This window comes from Hyphobacterium sp., from assembly GCF_043584775.1.
Lineage (GTDB): Bacteria > Pseudomonadota > Alphaproteobacteria > Caulobacterales > Maricaulaceae > Hyphobacterium.
This window is the reverse complement of sequence record NZ_CP121327.1, coordinates 2,565,916-2,581,343: the sequence shown is the minus strand read 5'-3', so window position 1 is coordinate 2,581,343 and position 15,428 is coordinate 2,565,916. Positions and strand designations below refer to the sequence as shown.

Here is a 15,428-nt window from a genome sequence, read left to right as displayed (position 1 = left end):
AAACGGGAGGCAGTCATGGCCGAAAAACTTGGCGCACAAAAAGCGGTTTCGCAATTATCCGGATGGGACATTGTTGAAGGACGCGATGCCATCCGCAAAGTCTTCCAGTTCGGCGATTTCAACGAGGCCTTCGGCTTCATGTCGCGTGTGGCGATCAAGGCCGATCAGATGGACCACCATCCGGAATGGTTCAATGTCTACAACAAGGTCGACGTTTTGTTGTCCACGCATGATGCCGATGGCGTCACAACGCTGGATCTCGATCTCGCCCGCTTCATGGACGGTATCGCCTAGTTTTCGTGAATGATCACCATGCCGAGCAGGATGTCGGCCTCGCCAGCCCCAAGAACCTCGTCTGTCGCCTGCTGAAGCAGCTCTGAAATCCGGTCGGCATCCGGCACATCGCCAAAACGGTAATTGGCACCCGTATACATGGCGAGTGCCGAGACATAGCGATCGCGCAGGCGCGGCATCAACCGTTCAGCCCGTTCTCTCTGGCGGTTGTTCGGAATTTCCAGCCCGGCTTCGATATGCATGATGCCGCGTAAGCGAAAGTCCGATTGAACTGTCGCCGTCAGGGGGGCCAGCGGTACATATCCTGCCGATGACGTAATCGGCCGATGCTGCCGGCCGCTGCCCTGTTGGGCCGGTGCGGCCCCATGAGCATCCGCGCTGGCTCCACCGCCGCCTCCGCCAGCAAAGGCGGTTGGCGTCATCAGGAGCGAGCAGATCGAGAAGGCGAGAAGAAATCTTTTCATGCCGGGATCAATATCAGATGAGCGTATAAAATCCGCTTCCGGACTCATCCGATTTCGCCGAGTTTTCGTAAGACTCTGCAAACCATGAATGGAGTGACCCCATGTTGCGTATAGCTGCCCTCGCCAGCCTGCTTATGACTGCCCCCGTCCTGGCCCAGGAAGAAGAGGGTGGCCCCGGCAATTTCGTGGCCGTCGGTGTCGCCGCCCTGCCGGAATCTCCCGGTGGAGACAGCTACCGCTTCATTCCGTTTGCGGCCGGACGTGCCACGCTGGGCGGGGTCGTCTATCAGGTTGAAGGTCCGGGCATTTCCGCCAGCTTCTACAATGAGGGCAAGGTCGAGGCCGGTGCCTATTTCCGGGTTTATGGCGGACGCGATGATGATACCGGCGATGTCGTCGTTGACCTTCTGCCGGAAGTCGATGGCGGCGTTGTGGCGGGCGGATTTGTCCGCGTCGAGGTCGCACAGGGCGTTTTGAGTCAATACGACCGTGTCTTCGTCAGTGGCCGCCTCGGCGCCGATGTGACAGGTGAGTTTGGCGGCGCTTTCTGGTCCGGCTCGGTGGCCTATGCCACGCCGCTGTCGCGCACCACATTGCTGATCGCGAACCTGTCGGTCTCCGGCTCACCGGATGATTATGCCGACCGTCTTTTCTCGGTCGACGCCGCCGGGTCTCTGGCCAGCGGTCTGCCGGTTTATCAGGCCCAATCCGGCATTCAGGATATCGGGGTCACCTTCCTCCTGGATCAGCAGATCACCGAGGACTGGTCGGTGACCGGCATTTTCGGTGCCAACCGCCTGCAGGGCGATTATGCTGACACGCCGATCGTGACCCTGCGCGGCGATGAGATGCAGTATTTTGCGGGCGTTGGTATTGGCCGGCGTTTTTAGCGGGTCCGGAACTGGGAAATGGTGCCGCTACTGCCGGGCGCAGCCTCTGTGGGGCGTTGCCGGGCCTGATCAAGGAATTGCCGGAGCTGATCGAGCGGCAAGGCCTTGGACAGGCCATAGCCCTGAGCGACATCGCATCCCATGACCCGCAGCGCTGTCAGGATATCATCATCCTCGACGCCCTCGGCCGTGACTGACATGCCCAGATTATGGGCCAGATCGATGGTCGATTTGAGTAGCGTCCGGTCCTTGGCAGACGTATGCGCGCCTTTGACAAAGACCTGATCGACCTTCAATTCCTCACACGGCAGGCGTTTGAGGTAGGCGAGCGACGAAAAGCCTGTGCCATAATCATCAATCGCCAGCTTGATCCCGGCATCCACCCAGCGGTCAAGATTGTGAATCGCCTTGTCCGGATTGGACATCATGGCGGTTTCGGTGATCTCGAAGATCAGGCCGGATGCTCCGAAGCCGACAATTTCCAGAATGCGCTGACCGAATTTCGGGTCGGCCACCAAAACGCCGGACACATTCACGGCGATGGATATGTCATGGCCCATCCGGGCCAGATGTGCCTTGTCGGCCATCGCTTGACGCACGGTCCATTCGGTCAGCTCGCGAATTTTTCCGGTGCCCTCGGCCTGGGGAATGAAGTTATCCGGACTGATATAGCCGCGTTCGGGATCATTCCACCGGCAAAGGGCTTCTGCAGCAGTAAAGACGCCACGCCGCAGATCCAGCTTCGGCTGGTAATGCATCTGCATATGACCCGCTTCTGTCGCGGCCATCATTCGGGTCATCAGGCTGAGATTTTCGGTCGGATCGCCGAAGCGGCGCTCATTATACAGCGCATGGGGAGTGGACTGATCTTCCGCCTGGCTCACGCCAATCATGGCATTGCGGACGGCCATTTCGCTATCGGCGGAATTGTCCAGACCGATCGTGGCGCTGACATCGACATCGACCCCGTCAATCATGATCGGACGCCCGAATGCGCGAAGTAATTCGTTGATCTCGTCCTCAACAACCAGCTCGTCATCGGTATCAAGCTGGATTCCGAACTCGCCAGGTCCGATAAGAGAAACGAATGTTAAGCCGTCAATATCACCCAGACGCGCCCCCAGCTGCTTCTGTAATTCCACGAAGTTCGCGAAGCCGAGAAGGCTTTCAATGTGAGAGGCGCGATTGAGGTTCACTGCGGCGACAAAAGTATTCAGGCCGTCATCGGAAACATCCCGATTGCGCCGTCTGACAAGGGCATGGCGCGTGGGCAGGCCGGTTTCGGCATCAATATTCAGCTGCTCCCGCATCAGCCGGGCCCGCGCCCGGAAACTGAGCATGGCCAGAACCATTCCGATCAGCAGGAGCAGCATCAATCCGCCGGCTCCGCTGGCGATGATCATGCGCTGGCGGGCTTCACTCTGCGCCAGCGCCAGGTCACGCGCCAGACCTTCGGCGCGCAATTGCTGGATCTGCAGATCCTGCGCAGCAAAGTCGAACTGCGCCCCGATCAGGGCGGAATTGGCATTGGCGGCGAATTCCCGGCCATCATCCTCAAGACGTTTGAACGCGCGTAAATGAGAAATCGCCAGCTCATACTCGCCCAGCGCCTCGTAAATCCGCGCGGCGGAATCATGGAAATCGGTGAAGTGATGATTGGTCGCGGAAATCTCCACACCGTCAAAGACACGCTCGATACCGGTGCGCGCAGCCGCATACTCGCCGCGGCCCAGCGCGGCCTGCGCGCGCACGCCCCACAAGAAGCGCGACCATTCTGCACCGGATGTCTCTCCGGCCGCAGCAAAGGCCTGATCCACCGCCATGTCGGCGGCCTGCCAGTCGCCACTGGCAATATGAAGCGAGGCCACATTGTTCAGAATCCGGGCCTGCAACATGCCGCTGCCCATCTCCTCTGCGGCCGCCAGCGCCTGCGTGTAGTAGTCCAGCGCATGCGGATAGTCCTCGAGCGCGGTGTACGCATTGCCGAGATTGTTGAAGGCTGCGAGGTCCAGATTGGTATCGCGGTGCCGCTCGACGGCGTCGGAGAAATACTCGATCGCGCGATCATATTGTCGGGCATCATTGTAGATGGATCCGATGGATTGCAGCACAATGGCCTGACTGCGGGTTTCGCCGATGGCGACATAGACATCGAAGGCGTTCTGGAAGCTTTCCAGCGCCTCGCCATGCTCGCCGGTCAGCTTCAGAATCCGCCCCATGGAGAGAAGAACATCGGCGTAGAGTTTGGTTGGAACCGGATTTACGCCCAGCAAGGCCAGCGCGCGCTCGGCGAGGGGCAGAGCCTCATTCGGACGCCCCAGGCGCGTCATCGCTTCCGATTGCAGCCATGCGGCGGACGCCAGCGCCATCTCCTGCGTCGCCCCGTCAAAATCCACGGGCACAAGCTGTTCAGCGTGCTGGGCATGCTCCAGCGCGGTCTGCGGATCGCTCATCATGTTGGTGCGTGCCGCCTCAATGGCGTCGGCATAGGGAGACACCACTTGAAGGTCGGATTGGGCATGAGCGGCCGAACCCGCCATCAAGGCGAGGGCCAGCAAGACACCAGAAATCCATTTCCACCACGACATCGCTGTCTCCGCGTCCGGCCAACGGTCTGGCCGACGAGGCCATAGACAACCACAAAGGGCTTAAGATTTATCGAATCAGCTGGTGTTCATTTGCGCCATGGCCCTGTGAACAAAGAAAAACCCCCTCCCGGAGACCGGGAGGGGGCGAGGTGGACCACAGGTCGTAGGCTTAGAATTCAAAGCGGAGGCGGCCGCCGGCGGTGAAGCCGCTGATATCGTCTGCCTGCTGGTCGCCGGACACTTCCACTCGCGAATAGACGCTGAATTCGGTCGATCCGCTGAAGAGATAGGTGCCATACATGGCTTCTGCGAAGAGCGGGCGCTCGCCGCCCAGACGCCAGGTCTGGGTAGAAACGTCCAGCGTGCCATTCTCGCGATCCACCACACCGGCAGCGGTGTAACGCATCTCGCCGCTTTCGATGTGCAGGGGCTGGATCAGGATGACGCGCAGCGCATCTCCGTCCGAAACCAGCCCATTGCGGGTCATGGTGACCTGGAAAGCCGTCGACAGCGTGTCCTGCGACAATTCCAGCACGTCGCTGTCAAAGTCACCGGCACGAGTGCGGGCCATCGTGGCGGACGCATCGAAGTTGAGCGCCATCGGCAAAGCCACAGACGTTCCGAACGTGACCGCGTCGGTCATCGTACCGCCGCTGAAGTCCAGCGGGCCGGTGCCTTGCGCCCCGAGGAAGCCGGTCTCTTCCCGAAGCAGGGTGTAGGAGAGATTGACCTCCAACCCGTCACGAAGCGTGTGTTCGATGCCTCCAACAAAGGCGGTTGCCTGATAGGCATCAAGCCCCTCGACGCGTGCTCGTTCCTCGCCGGAATAGGGCAGGACATACATGTCCTCATCCCGCTCGGTCGAGACACCGAAGTTGAGGCGGGTACGGGTATCCAGCGTATAGCCGGCCATGCCGTAGAGACCGCCCGAGGCAAATCCGAGGACCGGATTGACGCCGCCCGTTTCCGGACGATGGTCGGAGAAGAGGCCGAACCCGTCCTGGCCAGAGAAGGCCAGCGCGCCATTGCCAAGACCGAAGCGCATTTCGCGGCCCGACACCTCATCGCTCATGCGGATGCCGATCTGGACCGGCAATTCGCCATCGCTGATATTCTCGCGCGGATCGTGGCTGGACATCACCGCCGTGACACGGAAGGCGCCGCGGGACGCCAGCGGGGCCGCATATTCGGTGGTGTCGCGGAAATCCGCCGTACCATCGCTATCGCTGTCCGCATTGCCGTTGCGTTCCAGGAGATAGGTTTCCGCATTCACAGCGGAGGCCAGGTCTTCGTCGCCCATGTCCAGTGTCAAATCATCCAGCGAGACGACGAAGTCGCGGAAGGTGTCATTGAGGTCTTCAAACAGGACGACGCTGTTTTCATCCGCCGTATGGAAGGTCAACCGGCCCCTTGCCCATTGCGGGCCCCGCACATTGCGGCGCTGCATATCGCCGGTCACGATGTAGAGGCTGTCAGTATCCAGCGGCGACATGGCGGCACCGATGTCCAGCATGCCGCGGCCATAGACCGCATCTGTCCCAGGATCACCCAGATCACGGGCCGAGCGCAAGAGGACGTCGGCGACATCAACAGATTCCAGCCAGCCCCAGCGGCCCTGGACCAGTGCGGCGGCACCTGAGACTAGCGGCGCGGCAAAGGAGGTGCCGGACTGGCGGACAACGCCGCCCTGGCCGTCGGAAACGAGGATCAGCTCGCCCGGGGCCACCAGGAAGCGGTCCATCAGACGGTTCCCTTCTTCGCAAATCCCATTGATGGTGAAGCAGGCATCGCCCGGACGGTTGGAGAAGAAGGAGATGTTGCTGGCCGGATCGACAGAGCCGACGATGATCAGGTTCGACACATCGCCCACGCTGGTCCAGTCGACGTCAAAGTCCTGCGTGTAGCCGTCATTACCCGCCGCGACGACAAACAAGGCGTCGCTGGCATTGCGCGCAACTCGACGATGGCTGAACACATCCGCCCATTCCTGGGCGAAAGTCGTGCCCGGCACACCCAGCGACATGTTGATGACGCGGGCATGGTCCTTGAGCAGGCGCTCGACACCCATCGCCACATCGTCGAAATTCGTCGACAGACTTTCATCGAACGGGTTGTAGGTCGCCAGGGACGCGTTCGGAGCGATCCCCATCACGCCTTGGCCATCCAGCGGGGCGTTGATGAGACCGGCCACGGCGGCGCCGTGATTGATGTAGAAAGTCCCGTCGCCACGTGTCCGGCGTACATTCAGGCCTTCATCACCGCCAAAGGCGAAGTCCAGAACACCGACAACCACGTTTTCTCCGCCACCGGCACGCTGCGAGAGCGCCGGTGTCCAGTTGACCTGCGGCATCCAGTGATCGACGCGATCCAGACCGGTAAAGCCCATCAGGCCATCATAGAAGTCCAGGAAGAAGGCCGAACGGTCGGCGGCGTCCATATTGGCGAGGCTGTCCGGATTGGAAAGGTCGAGGCCATAACGGGCGAGCAAGTCGGCGAGAACCGCTTCCTGTACTGATTGTCCGGTCTCATGCGCCACCGCGCCGCCAAACACGTCTTCAGCACGGTCAAAAATTGTCTGAAGCTGTTCAGCCACCGACGCATAGTCGGATGTTGCCGTGTCCTGGAAGGGGTCGATATCGCCCCAGAAAGCGTTGATGTCGCCCCAGAACGGACCGATATCGCCCCAGAACGGGCTGATGTCGCCGTAGAACGGATTGATATCACCATAGAAGGGGTCGATGTCACCGTAGAAGGGAGAGATATCTCCCCAGAAGGGAGAGATGTCGCCATGGAAGGGATTGATATCGCCGTGGAACGGGTTGATGTCGCCCCAGAAGGGTGAAATGTCGCCCCAGAACGGAGAGATGTCGCCGTAGAAGGGAGAGATATCCCCGCGGAACGGGTTGATGTCCCCATGGAAGGGATCGATATCGCCATAGAAGGGGCTGATATCGCCGCGGAAAGGATTGATGTCTCCGCGATAGGCGAACAGGAAGGTCGGCGTTTCGGCTGACTGCTCGTCATTCTTTTTTCCGGCCCAGACGGGCGCTGTTGTCAGCGGCGTTATGGCCAGTGCCAGAACCGAGGCGGCAGCTGTGTTGCGCAGAAACTTTTTCATGTCATCCCCCATCAGGATTGCCTGAATGTGGGATCAGTTCTCGCGCATTTATTTCAAATTCGACCTAATTTTATTGGTTTCCAAAGGGTTAATTGATCTATTGGTTTACAAGCCGATAACGGATTTCTGCAGATTTTAGGGTTGGCCTGGCGCATCAGGGCACAAAAGAAAACGCCGCGCTGATGTCAACGCGGCGTTTGTTCTTTATGTCCGCTTTCGCCTTTCAGGCTCCGGCAGTAAAGATGGTGGAGCTAGTCGGAATCGAACCGACGACCTCTTGCATGCCATGCAAGCGCTCTCCCAACTGAGCTATAGCCCCGAATTTCAAAGACACCGTCGGGCCGGTATGCGGCGCGGAAACTAGTCAAAGCCTTCGCACCGATCAAGCGTCATGAGCGCCTAGATGTCATCCTCATCATCATCGTCGTCGATATCGAAGTCGTCTTCATCGTCATCATCGTCAAGAAGGACGTCGTCATCGTCGTCATCATCGTCCAGGTCGAGGTCGGCGTCCGCGTCGATATCGATGGAATCATCATCGTCATCATCGCTATCATCATCGTCGTCATCAGCATCCGAAAGCGAGACAACGGCATCGGCGTCGAGCTCGGGGACATCGTCCTCTTCCTCGTCATCCTCGTCGTCTTCATCCTTGGCCTGATCGTCCTTTTCGTTGGACTTCTCGGGCGCAGGCGCTTTGGTCACCGGCGGCAATACGGCCTCCGGCTTGAATTCGTGATCACATTTCGGGCAATGGGCAGGATCCTTGTTCAGGTCGTAGAATTTCGACCCGCATTCCGGACAAACCTGCTTCTCACCGAGATCGGTTTTAGCCATGACGATCCCCATAGACAGATGTTTTCGGCGCGCGTCGTTGCCACGATAGCCGCCTCCTGTCAAAAGCCTATGTCTGCTGACCCGTAAAAAGTTCATTTCCCTTATGATACGCACCCATCAACCTGCTCGCCGAGAGGCTGTTTCCCGACCGGGTAAACCCTTGCAAGGCTGTGTGAATACGCCGGGCGACAAGTCGGTTTCCCACCGCGCGCTCATTCTCGGCGCGCTCGCGCAGGGCCAGACCCGCATTACGGGCTTGCTGGAATCCGATGACGTTCTGGCGACGCTGGACGCCGTGAGTCGTTTGGGCGCGCGCGTCGAACGCCTGGGCGGGGGGCAATATGTTGTTCAGGGGACAGGCGGAAGATTCCGGCCGGCGAAGGACGCGCTCGACTTCGGCAATTCCGGCACTGGCGTGCGTTTGATGATGGGGGCCATTGCGGGTGCAGGTGGGCAGGCGCTTCTGGTCGGAGATGACAGCCTGTCGTCCCGGCCCATGGGCCGCGTGACAATACCGCTGGAGCAGATGGGCGCACACTGCCGCTCGACTGAAGCACGCTTGCCTGTCGAGATTCAACCGGCCCCGCTCACCGGAATAGATTATCGCCTGCCGGTCGCCTCCGCGCAGGTCAAATCTGCTATCCTCCTCACGGCGCTGGGCGCGTCCGGCGAGACCGTCGTGCGCGAAGACCGCGCGACCCGCGATCACACCGAGACCATGCTGAGATTGTTCGGCGCGGATATCTCGGTGGAGGCCGGCGGTGAGGGACGTATCATTCGGCTGAATGGCCCCCAGATTCTGACCGGTTGTCAGATCGACGTACCGGGTGACCCCTCATCGGCGGCATTCGCGGCGGTGGCAGCGTTGATCACGCCGGGCTCGGACGTGACGTTGAAACAGGTGATGATCAACCCGTCGCGCACGGGGCTCTATAAAGTGCTGGAACGCATGGGCGCGTCGATCGCCGTTACTCCGGCGGGAGAGGCGGCGGGCGAATCCATTGCCAATTTCGGCCTGCGCTACAGCACGCTGAACGCCATTGACCTTGAACCCGATATCGCCCCGTCCCTGATCGACGAATATCCCGTCCTGGCTGTGGCCTGCGCCTTTGCCAGAGGTAGGTCGCGTCTGCGCGGTCTGGCCGAGTTGCGTGCCAAGGAAAGCGATCGGCTCGCGGCCACTCATGCGCTCCTGGCGGTGAATGGCGTCGAGGCTCATATCGAAGGTGATGATCTGGTGATCGAGGGCGGCACAGTGCGCGGCGGCGGGTCTGTGCGGTCGCTGGGAGATCACCGCATCGCCATGTCGGCGCTCGTCATGGGGCTCGCTGCACGGGAGGCTGTGACCGTGGATGATATCTCCATGATCGCGACCAGCTATCCTGCCTTCATTGACGATATGACGGCGCTGGGCGCCATGATAAGAGTGCATCCATGATCATTGCGGTAGATGGCACTCTGGCGTCCGGCAAGGGCACGGTCGCGCGCGGCATCGCGAAAGCTTTCGGCCTGGCGCATCTCGATACCGGTGCGCTCTATCGTGCCGTCGCCGTGGAGGTCCTGAAAGCCGGGGACGATCCGCGTGATCATGACGCCGCATTGATGGCCGCAAAAACGCTGGACCCGTCGAGGATTGACGAAATTGCCATCCGCACGGCCGAGGCGGGGGCGGCCGCGTCAGTCGTGGCGGCGCAGCCGGACGTTCGATCAGCCCTGTTCGATCTTCAACGCCGCTTCGCCGAACAGGAAGGCGGGGCCGTCCTGGATGGCCGCGATATTGGAACAGTCGTTTGCCCCGATGCCGATGTGAAATTCTATATCGATGCCGACCCGCGCATCCGCGCGGAACGTCGCTGGCGCGAATTGACCGCCAAGGGAGAGAGCGTTCAGCTGGAGGATATCGAACGTCAGCTCGCCGAACGGGACGCCCGCGACTCGTCCCGGGAAACCGCCCCGCTGATGCGGGCAGAGGATGCCGTCTTGCTGGATACGACTCATTTGAGTATAGACGCCACGCTCGCTGAGGCCGTCCGCATGATACAGAACAAGACGGGCGTCGCACCGCGCAACTAGCCGGACCTTCTCACGATCAGGCCCGCCGCATGAGGGACTCCTCTCCCTTTGGCACCTGACCCGTTGAAAAGGCCCATTATTTAACCTCCCGCCTTTCGGCGGTACAACGCGTATGAAATTGGCTCATTGTGGCAAGACCGCCGGAGACAACCGGCTGGCCGGAATATCGTTTCATACCGGAGTTCACTTCCAACCATGTCCGATACCCAATCCCAAATCCCGTCCCGCGATGATTTCGCGAGCATGCTTGAAGCAAGCTTTGCGGGTCAGGACCTTGCTGAAGGTTCTGTGATCACTGGCCGCGTCACCGCGGTCGAAAACGATTTCGTCACCGTCGATATCGGTCTCAAGACCGAAGGCCGCATCCCGGTCCGTGAATTCACCGGCCCGGGCTCCAAGGCTCCGTCTGTCGGCGATGACGTTGAAGTCTATCTCGAGCGCATCGAAAACGCGCTGGGTGATGCCGTTATCTCGCGCGACAAGGCCCGCCGCGAAGAAAGCTGGGATCGCCTCGAGAAGGCCTTCGACAAGAAAGAGCCGACCAATGGCGCGATTGTTGGCCGCGTGAAGGGTGGTTTCACCGTCGATCTCGGCGGCGCCTCGGCCTTCCTGCCAGGCTCGCAAGTCGATATCCGCCCGGTCCGCGATGTCGGCCCGCTGATGAATATCGAGCAGCCTTTCGCCATCCTGAAAATGGACCGTCCGCGCGGCAATATCGTTGTTTCCCGCCGGGCCGTTCTGGAAGAATCCCGTGCCGAGCAGCGCGCCGAACTTGTTGGCCAGCTGGCCGAGGGTGAAGCCCGCGAAGGTATCGTCAAGAACATCACCGATTACGGCGCATTCGTCGATCTCGGCGGCATTGACGGCCTGCTGCACGTCACCGACATGTCCTGGAGCCGCGTCGGTCACCCGTCCGAAGTGGTCGAGGTTGGCCAGACGGTCAATGTCCAGATCATCCGCATCAACCCGGAAACCCAGCGCATCTCGCTCGGCATGAAACAACTCATGTCCGATCCGTGGGAAGGCATTGCGGCCAAATATCCGGTAGGTGCCACCTTCAAGGGCCGCGTCACGAATATTGCCGAATACGGTGCCTTCGTCGAGCTGGAAGCCGGTGTCGAAGGCCTGGTGCACGTCTCCGAAATGTCCTGGACGAAGAAGAATGTTCATCCGGGCAAGATCGTTTCGACGTCCGAGGAAGTGGACGTCATGGTTCTGGACGTGGATTCGGACAAGCGCCGCATCTCGCTCGGCATCAAGCAAACCCAGCGTAACCCCTGGGATATGCTGGCCGAGAAGCACCCGATCGGTTCGACCGTTGAAGGTGAAGTCAAGAACATCACCGAATTCGGCCTCTTTGTCGGCATCGACGACGAGATCGACGGCATGGTCCACCTCTCCGACATCGACTGGAACAAGTCCGGTGACGAAGCGGTCAAGGACTACAACAAGGGTGACACGGTTCACGCCAAGGTTCTGGACATCGATATCGAGAAAGAGCGCGTCTCTCTCGGCATCAAGCAATTGGCCAGCGACCCGATGGACGAGGGCGGCTATCGCCGCAACGAGACCATCACCGTGACCGTCAGCGAAATCACCTCCGGTGGTATCGAAGTGACCTTCGGCGATGACAACAATCTGAAGTCCTTCATCCGCAAGTCCGACCTGTCCCGCGACCGCGACGAGCAGCGCCCCGAGCGTTTTGCCGTGGGTGACAAGATCGATGCCCGAGTCATGAATATCGACAAGGGTTCGCGTCGTGTCTCTCTCTCCATCAAGGCGCTGCAAATCGCCGAGGAGAAAGAAGCGGTTCAGCAATACGGTTCTTCGGATTCCGGCGCTTCACTCGGGGATATCCTCGGTGCGGCCCTGAAAGATGCAGCACCTGCCGCTGAAGAGAAGAAGCCGGCGGCGAAGAAAGCCGCTGCGAAAGCAGATGACAAAGCCGAAGCCGCTGATGCGGGTGAGGACTTTGATGCGATGACAAAGGCCCAGCTGGTCGAATACGCTGAAGCCAATGACATCGAGATCGTGAAATCGGCAAAAGTTGCTGAAGTTCGCGACGCTGTGAAAGCGGCCGCCGGGAAGTAACCTGGCCCGCCATCACGGAAAATTCAGGCCGGGCGCACTGCGTCCGGCCTTTTTCTTGATATCTTTCATTGACTCATGGCCTTTTACTGGCGCAACTTAAAACCTTACGACACGCAGGGAGACACGCATGATCAAGTCGGAACTCATTGCAAAGCTGGCGGAAGAGAATCCGAATTTGTTTCAGCGCGATGTCGAGCGGGTCGTCAACGCCATCTTTGATGAAATCGGTGATGCGCTGGCCCGGGGTGACCGGGTGGAGCTTCGCGGCTTCGGGGCCTTTTCGGTCCGCCACCGCAAGGCCCGTGAAGGCCGCAACCCGCGCACCGGCGCGTCGGTTTCGGTGAAGGACAAATACGTGCCCTTCTTCAAGACGGGCAAGGAATTGCGCGAGCGGGTCGACGCTTCCGCAAAATAGGCTATTTGCCTTTTCATGACTGACATCAAATTCTGCGGCCTGCGGACGCAAGGCGATGTATTGGACGCCGTCCGGCTGGGGGCCCGCTGGGTGGGCTTTGTCCACTTCCCGCCCTCTCCCCGGCATATCGAGCCCGCTGACGCCGCGCATGCGTGGGGCACCGGTCAGGGGACGGCCGAGACCGTTTCCGTAACCGTCAATGCCGACCCCGCCTTGCTGGAGCATATTCGTATGACGCTGGCACCCGACTGGATCCAGCTGCACGGCCGGGAAACGCCCGAACAGGTTAAGGCTGCCAGACCTTTTGCCCGCAAGGGTGTGATCAAGGCGGTGCCGGTGGCAGACCGCGCCGATCTCGACGCCGCGTCCGCCTTTGATGGCGTCGCCGATAAAATCCTCTTTGATGCCAAACCACCTGAAGGCGCATCGCGCCCCGGCGGCTGGGGCGCGACCTATGATTATGCGCTGCTGAAATCGCTGAACATCACCACGCCCTGGCTCTTGTCCGGTGGGCTGGATGCCGCCAATGTCCGCGCCGCTGTCGCAGCGTCCGGCGCAAGGGCGGTCGATGTCTCATCGGGCATTGAAACGTCACCCGGCGAAAAGTCGGCAGCAAAAATGGCGAATTTCGCCACGGCATTGAACGGATGATGGCATGACCAAACCCAACGCTTTTTCGCAATATCCGGATGCGCAAGGCCGCTTTGGTGAGTTCGGCGGCCGCTATGTCGCCGAAACCCTGATGCCGAACATTCTCGCGCTGGAAAAAGCCTATGAGGCGGCCAAGGCCGACCCGGCCTTTACCGCCGAGTTCGAGGACTTCCTGACGAACTATATCGGCCGCCCCAGCCCCTTGTATTTCGCCGAGCGCCTGACTGAGCATTTCGGCGGCGCGCAGATCTGGCTGAAGCGCGACGAGCTCAATCATACCGGCGCGCACAAGATCAATAATTGCCTGGGCCAGGTCCTTCTGGCCAAGCGCATGGGCAAGACCCGCATTATCGCCGAGACCGGCGCGGGGCAGCATGGCGTCGCCACCGCGACGGTCGCGGCCCGCTTCGGACTGCCCTGCGAGGTTTTCATGGGCGCGACCGATGTGGAACGGCAGGCGCCCAACGTCTTCCGCATGAAGCTTCTGGGCGCGAAGGTGCATGCCGTCACCTCCGGACGCGGCACGCTGAAGGACGCGATGAACGAAGCGCTGCGCGATTGGGTGACCTATCCGGACGAGACCTTTTACGTCATCGGCACAGTTGCGGGTCCACACCCCTATCCGATGATGGTCCGCGATTTCCAGTCCGTCATCGGCCGCGAGGCCCGCGAACAGATGCTGCAACGCATCGGCAGATTGCCAGATGCCGCTGTCGCCTGCATTGGCGGTGGCTCCAACGCGATGGGCCTCTTCCATCCTTTCCTGGAAGACGAATCCGTCCGTCTGATCGGGGTAGAGGCCGCCGGCAAGGGGCTGGATACGCCCGATCATGCCGCCAGCCTCAATGGCGGCGAGCCCGGCATCCTGCATGGCAACCGCACCTACCTCTTGCAGGACGCCGACGGCCAGATCGTCGAGGGCCACTCCATCTCGGCCGGGCTCGATTATCCCGGCATCGGCCCCGAACATGCCTTCCTGCATGATGTGAAGCGCGCCGAATATGTTTCGGCGACGGATGACGAGGCGCTGGACATGTTCCAGCTCTGCTCCAAGCTCGAAGGCATTATCCCGGCGCTGGAACCCGCCCACGCGCTCGCCCGCGTCCGCGACCTCGCCAAAGAGCTCGGCCCGGAGGGCGTGATCCTCATGAATATGTGTGGCCGCGGCGACAAGGATGTCCCGCAAGTCGCAAGGATGCTGGGGGTGGAGGTATGAATCGCCTCACCACCACATTTGCCCACCTGAAAGCCGAAAACCGCACCGGTTTTGTCACCTACATCATGGCCGGGGATGGCGAGACGGCAGACTTGCTCGACCAACTCCCCTCCGCAGGGGCAGACGTAATTGAGCTGGGCATGCCCTTTACCGACCCGATGGCGGATGGCCCGCCCATCCAGGGTGCGGCCCTGCGCGCGCTCGACAATGGTATGACGCTGAAAGGCACGCTGGCCCTCGCCAAGACCTTCCGCGCGAACCATCCCGACACGCCGCTGGTCCTGATGGGTTATGCCAATCCGGTCCACCATATGGGCTATGCCGCTTTCGCAAAGGCAGCGGCTGACGCTGGCGTCGATGGACTCATCTGCGTGGACCTGCCGCCGGAAGAAGACACAGAGCTGCGCGAAGCCCTCGCGGCGGAAAACATCTCCATCATCCGGCTGGCCACACCCACCACGAATGACGACCGGTTGAAAGCCGTGGCCGAAGGCTCTTCCGGCTTTGTCTATTATGTCTCTACCACCGGCGTGACTGGCATGGGCAAGGGCGCGGCCACCGATGTCGCCGAGGCCGTGAAGCGCGTTCAGACCGCGACCGGTCTGCCCGTCGCGGTCGGTTTTGGCGTCAGAACGCCGGAAGAAGCGGCTGAAATTGCCTCTGGCGGAGCCGATGCCGTTGTGGTGGGTAGCGCCATTGTGAGCGCAAACCATGACGGCGGCACGAAAACTGCGTTAGAACTCGTCAGGAATATATCGGCAGCCGTGCGCGCTGCGCCCTAGAACAGGATT

The 15,428-nt window shown here is 60.5% G+C and carries 13 protein-coding genes and 1 tRNA gene; 9 read left to right on the top strand and 5 right to left on the bottom strand.

Annotation, left to right across the window (positions count from 1 at the left end; genetic code table 11):
* The first annotated feature begins 15 nt into the window (after window positions 1-15).
* Window positions 16-294 (top strand): 4a-hydroxytetrahydrobiopterin dehydratase, encoded by a 279-nt coding sequence (locus P0D52_RS12900; protein WP_394693055.1) that lies wholly within the window; start codon window positions 16-18, stop codon window positions 292-294.
* Here P0D52_RS12900 and P0D52_RS12895 read toward each other — a convergent pair.
* Complete coding sequence (locus P0D52_RS12895) at window positions 291-758, bottom strand: hypothetical protein (protein ID WP_394693054.1); 468 nt, start codon at window positions 756-758, stop codon at window positions 291-293. The genes P0D52_RS12900 and P0D52_RS12895 overlap by 4 nt on opposite strands.
* A 101-nt stretch (window positions 759-859) precedes the next feature.
* On the opposite strand from P0D52_RS12895, the gene P0D52_RS12890 reads away from it, so the two are divergent.
* Complete coding sequence (locus P0D52_RS12890; RefSeq protein WP_394693053.1) at window positions 860-1,648, top strand: MipA/OmpV family protein; 789 nt, start codon at window positions 860-862, stop codon at window positions 1,646-1,648.
* Here the strand turns inward: P0D52_RS12890 and P0D52_RS12885 are convergent.
* From P0D52_RS12885 to P0D52_RS12870, 4 genes are all read right to left on the bottom strand, one after another.
* A complete protein-coding gene (locus P0D52_RS12885; RefSeq protein ID WP_394693052.1) occupies window positions 1,645-4,236 on the bottom strand; it encodes an EAL domain-containing protein in 2,592 nt (863 codons plus the stop codon). The genes P0D52_RS12890 and P0D52_RS12885 overlap by 4 nt on opposite strands.
* A gap of 169 nt (window positions 4,237-4,405) precedes the next feature.
* Window positions 4,406-7,354, bottom strand: a complete 2,949-nt coding sequence (locus P0D52_RS12880; protein WP_394693051.1) for a S8 family peptidase — start codon at window positions 7,352-7,354, stop codon at window positions 4,406-4,408.
* A gap of 243 nt (window positions 7,355-7,597) precedes the next feature.
* Window positions 7,598-7,673: transfer RNA gene (locus P0D52_RS12875), tRNA-Ala, on the bottom strand.
* 80 nt (window positions 7,674-7,753) lie between these two features.
* On the bottom strand, window positions 7,754-8,191 hold the full coding sequence (locus tag P0D52_RS12870) for an FYDLN acid domain-containing protein (RefSeq protein WP_394693050.1): 438 nt from the start codon (window positions 8,189-8,191) through the stop codon (window positions 7,754-7,756).
* 103 nt (window positions 8,192-8,294) lie between these two features.
* Between P0D52_RS12870 and aroA the strand changes: the two genes are divergently transcribed.
* From aroA to trpA, 7 genes are all read left to right on the top strand, one after another.
* Window positions 8,295-9,629 carry a 3-phosphoshikimate 1-carboxyvinyltransferase gene (aroA, locus tag P0D52_RS12865; protein WP_394693049.1) on the top strand — a complete coding sequence of 445 codons (1,335 nt, stop codon included), beginning with the start codon at window positions 8,295-8,297 and terminating at the stop codon, window positions 9,627-9,629.
* Window positions 9,626-10,264 (top strand): (d)CMP kinase, encoded by a 639-nt coding sequence (cmk, locus tag P0D52_RS12860; RefSeq protein WP_394693048.1) that lies wholly within the window; start codon window positions 9,626-9,628, stop codon window positions 10,262-10,264. The genes aroA and cmk overlap by 4 nt, the downstream gene beginning before the upstream one ends.
* 195 nt (window positions 10,265-10,459) lie before the next feature.
* Window positions 10,460-12,355, top strand: a complete 1,896-nt coding sequence (rpsA, locus tag P0D52_RS12855; RefSeq protein ID WP_394693047.1) for a 30S ribosomal protein S1 — start codon at window positions 10,460-10,462, stop codon at window positions 12,353-12,355.
* A 127-nt stretch (window positions 12,356-12,482) separates the two neighbouring features.
* Window positions 12,483-12,770 carry an integration host factor subunit beta gene (gene ihfB / locus P0D52_RS12850; RefSeq protein WP_394693046.1) on the top strand — a complete coding sequence of 96 codons (288 nt, stop codon included), beginning with the start codon at window positions 12,483-12,485 and terminating at the stop codon, window positions 12,768-12,770.
* 15 nt (window positions 12,771-12,785) lie between these two features.
* Window positions 12,786-13,421: a phosphoribosylanthranilate isomerase gene (locus P0D52_RS12845; RefSeq protein ID WP_394693045.1), complete on the top strand. Its 636-nt coding sequence runs from the start codon at window positions 12,786-12,788 to the stop codon at window positions 13,419-13,421.
* Window positions 13,422-13,425: 4 nt separating this feature from the next.
* Complete coding sequence (trpB, locus tag P0D52_RS12840; RefSeq protein ID WP_394693044.1) at window positions 13,426-14,637, top strand: tryptophan synthase subunit beta; 1,212 nt, start codon at window positions 13,426-13,428, stop codon at window positions 14,635-14,637.
* Window positions 14,634-15,419, top strand: coding sequence for a tryptophan synthase subunit alpha (trpA, locus tag P0D52_RS12835; RefSeq protein WP_394693043.1), 786 nt, complete (start codon window positions 14,634-14,636; stop codon window positions 15,417-15,419). Before trpB ends, trpA begins: the two co-directional genes overlap by 4 nt.
* Window positions 15,420-15,428 lie beyond the last annotated feature (9 nt).

Bases quoted from the DNA above. Each gene is read 5' to 3' on its own strand.
- trpB (WP_394693044.1), top strand. From the start codon at position 13,426: ATGACCAAACCCAACGCTTTTTCGCAATATCCGGATGCGCAAGGCCGC.
- P0D52_RS12890 (WP_394693053.1), top strand. From the start codon at position 860: ATGTTGCGTATAGCTGCCCTCGCCAGCCTGCTTATGACTGCCCCCGTC.
- P0D52_RS12885 (WP_394693052.1), bottom strand. From the start codon at position 4,236: ATGTCGTGGTGGAAATGGATTTCTGGTGTCTTGCTGGCCCTCGCCTTG.
- trpA (WP_394693043.1), top strand. From the start codon at position 14,634: ATGAATCGCCTCACCACCACATTTGCCCACCTGAAAGCCGAAAACCGC.
- P0D52_RS12845 (WP_394693045.1), top strand. From the start codon at position 12,786: ATGACTGACATCAAATTCTGCGGCCTGCGGACGCAAGGCGATGTATTG.
- P0D52_RS12870 (WP_394693050.1), bottom strand. From the start codon at position 8,191: ATGGCTAAAACCGATCTCGGTGAGAAGCAGGTTTGTCCGGAATGCGGG.
- P0D52_RS12880 (WP_394693051.1), bottom strand. From the start codon at position 7,354: ATGAAAAAGTTTCTGCGCAACACAGCTGCCGCCTCGGTTCTGGCACTG.
- P0D52_RS12900 (WP_394693055.1), top strand. From the start codon at position 16: ATGGCCGAAAAACTTGGCGCACAAAAAGCGGTTTCGCAATTATCCGGA.
- cmk (WP_394693048.1), top strand. From the start codon at position 9,626: ATGATCATTGCGGTAGATGGCACTCTGGCGTCCGGCAAGGGCACGGTC.
- aroA (WP_394693049.1), top strand. From the start codon at position 8,295: ATGATACGCACCCATCAACCTGCTCGCCGAGAGGCTGTTTCCCGACCG.
- P0D52_RS12895 (WP_394693054.1), bottom strand. From the start codon at position 758: ATGAAAAGATTTCTTCTCGCCTTCTCGATCTGCTCGCTCCTGATGACG.
- ihfB (WP_394693046.1), top strand. From the start codon at position 12,483: ATGATCAAGTCGGAACTCATTGCAAAGCTGGCGGAAGAGAATCCGAAT.
- rpsA (WP_394693047.1), top strand. From the start codon at position 10,460: ATGTCCGATACCCAATCCCAAATCCCGTCCCGCGATGATTTCGCGAGC.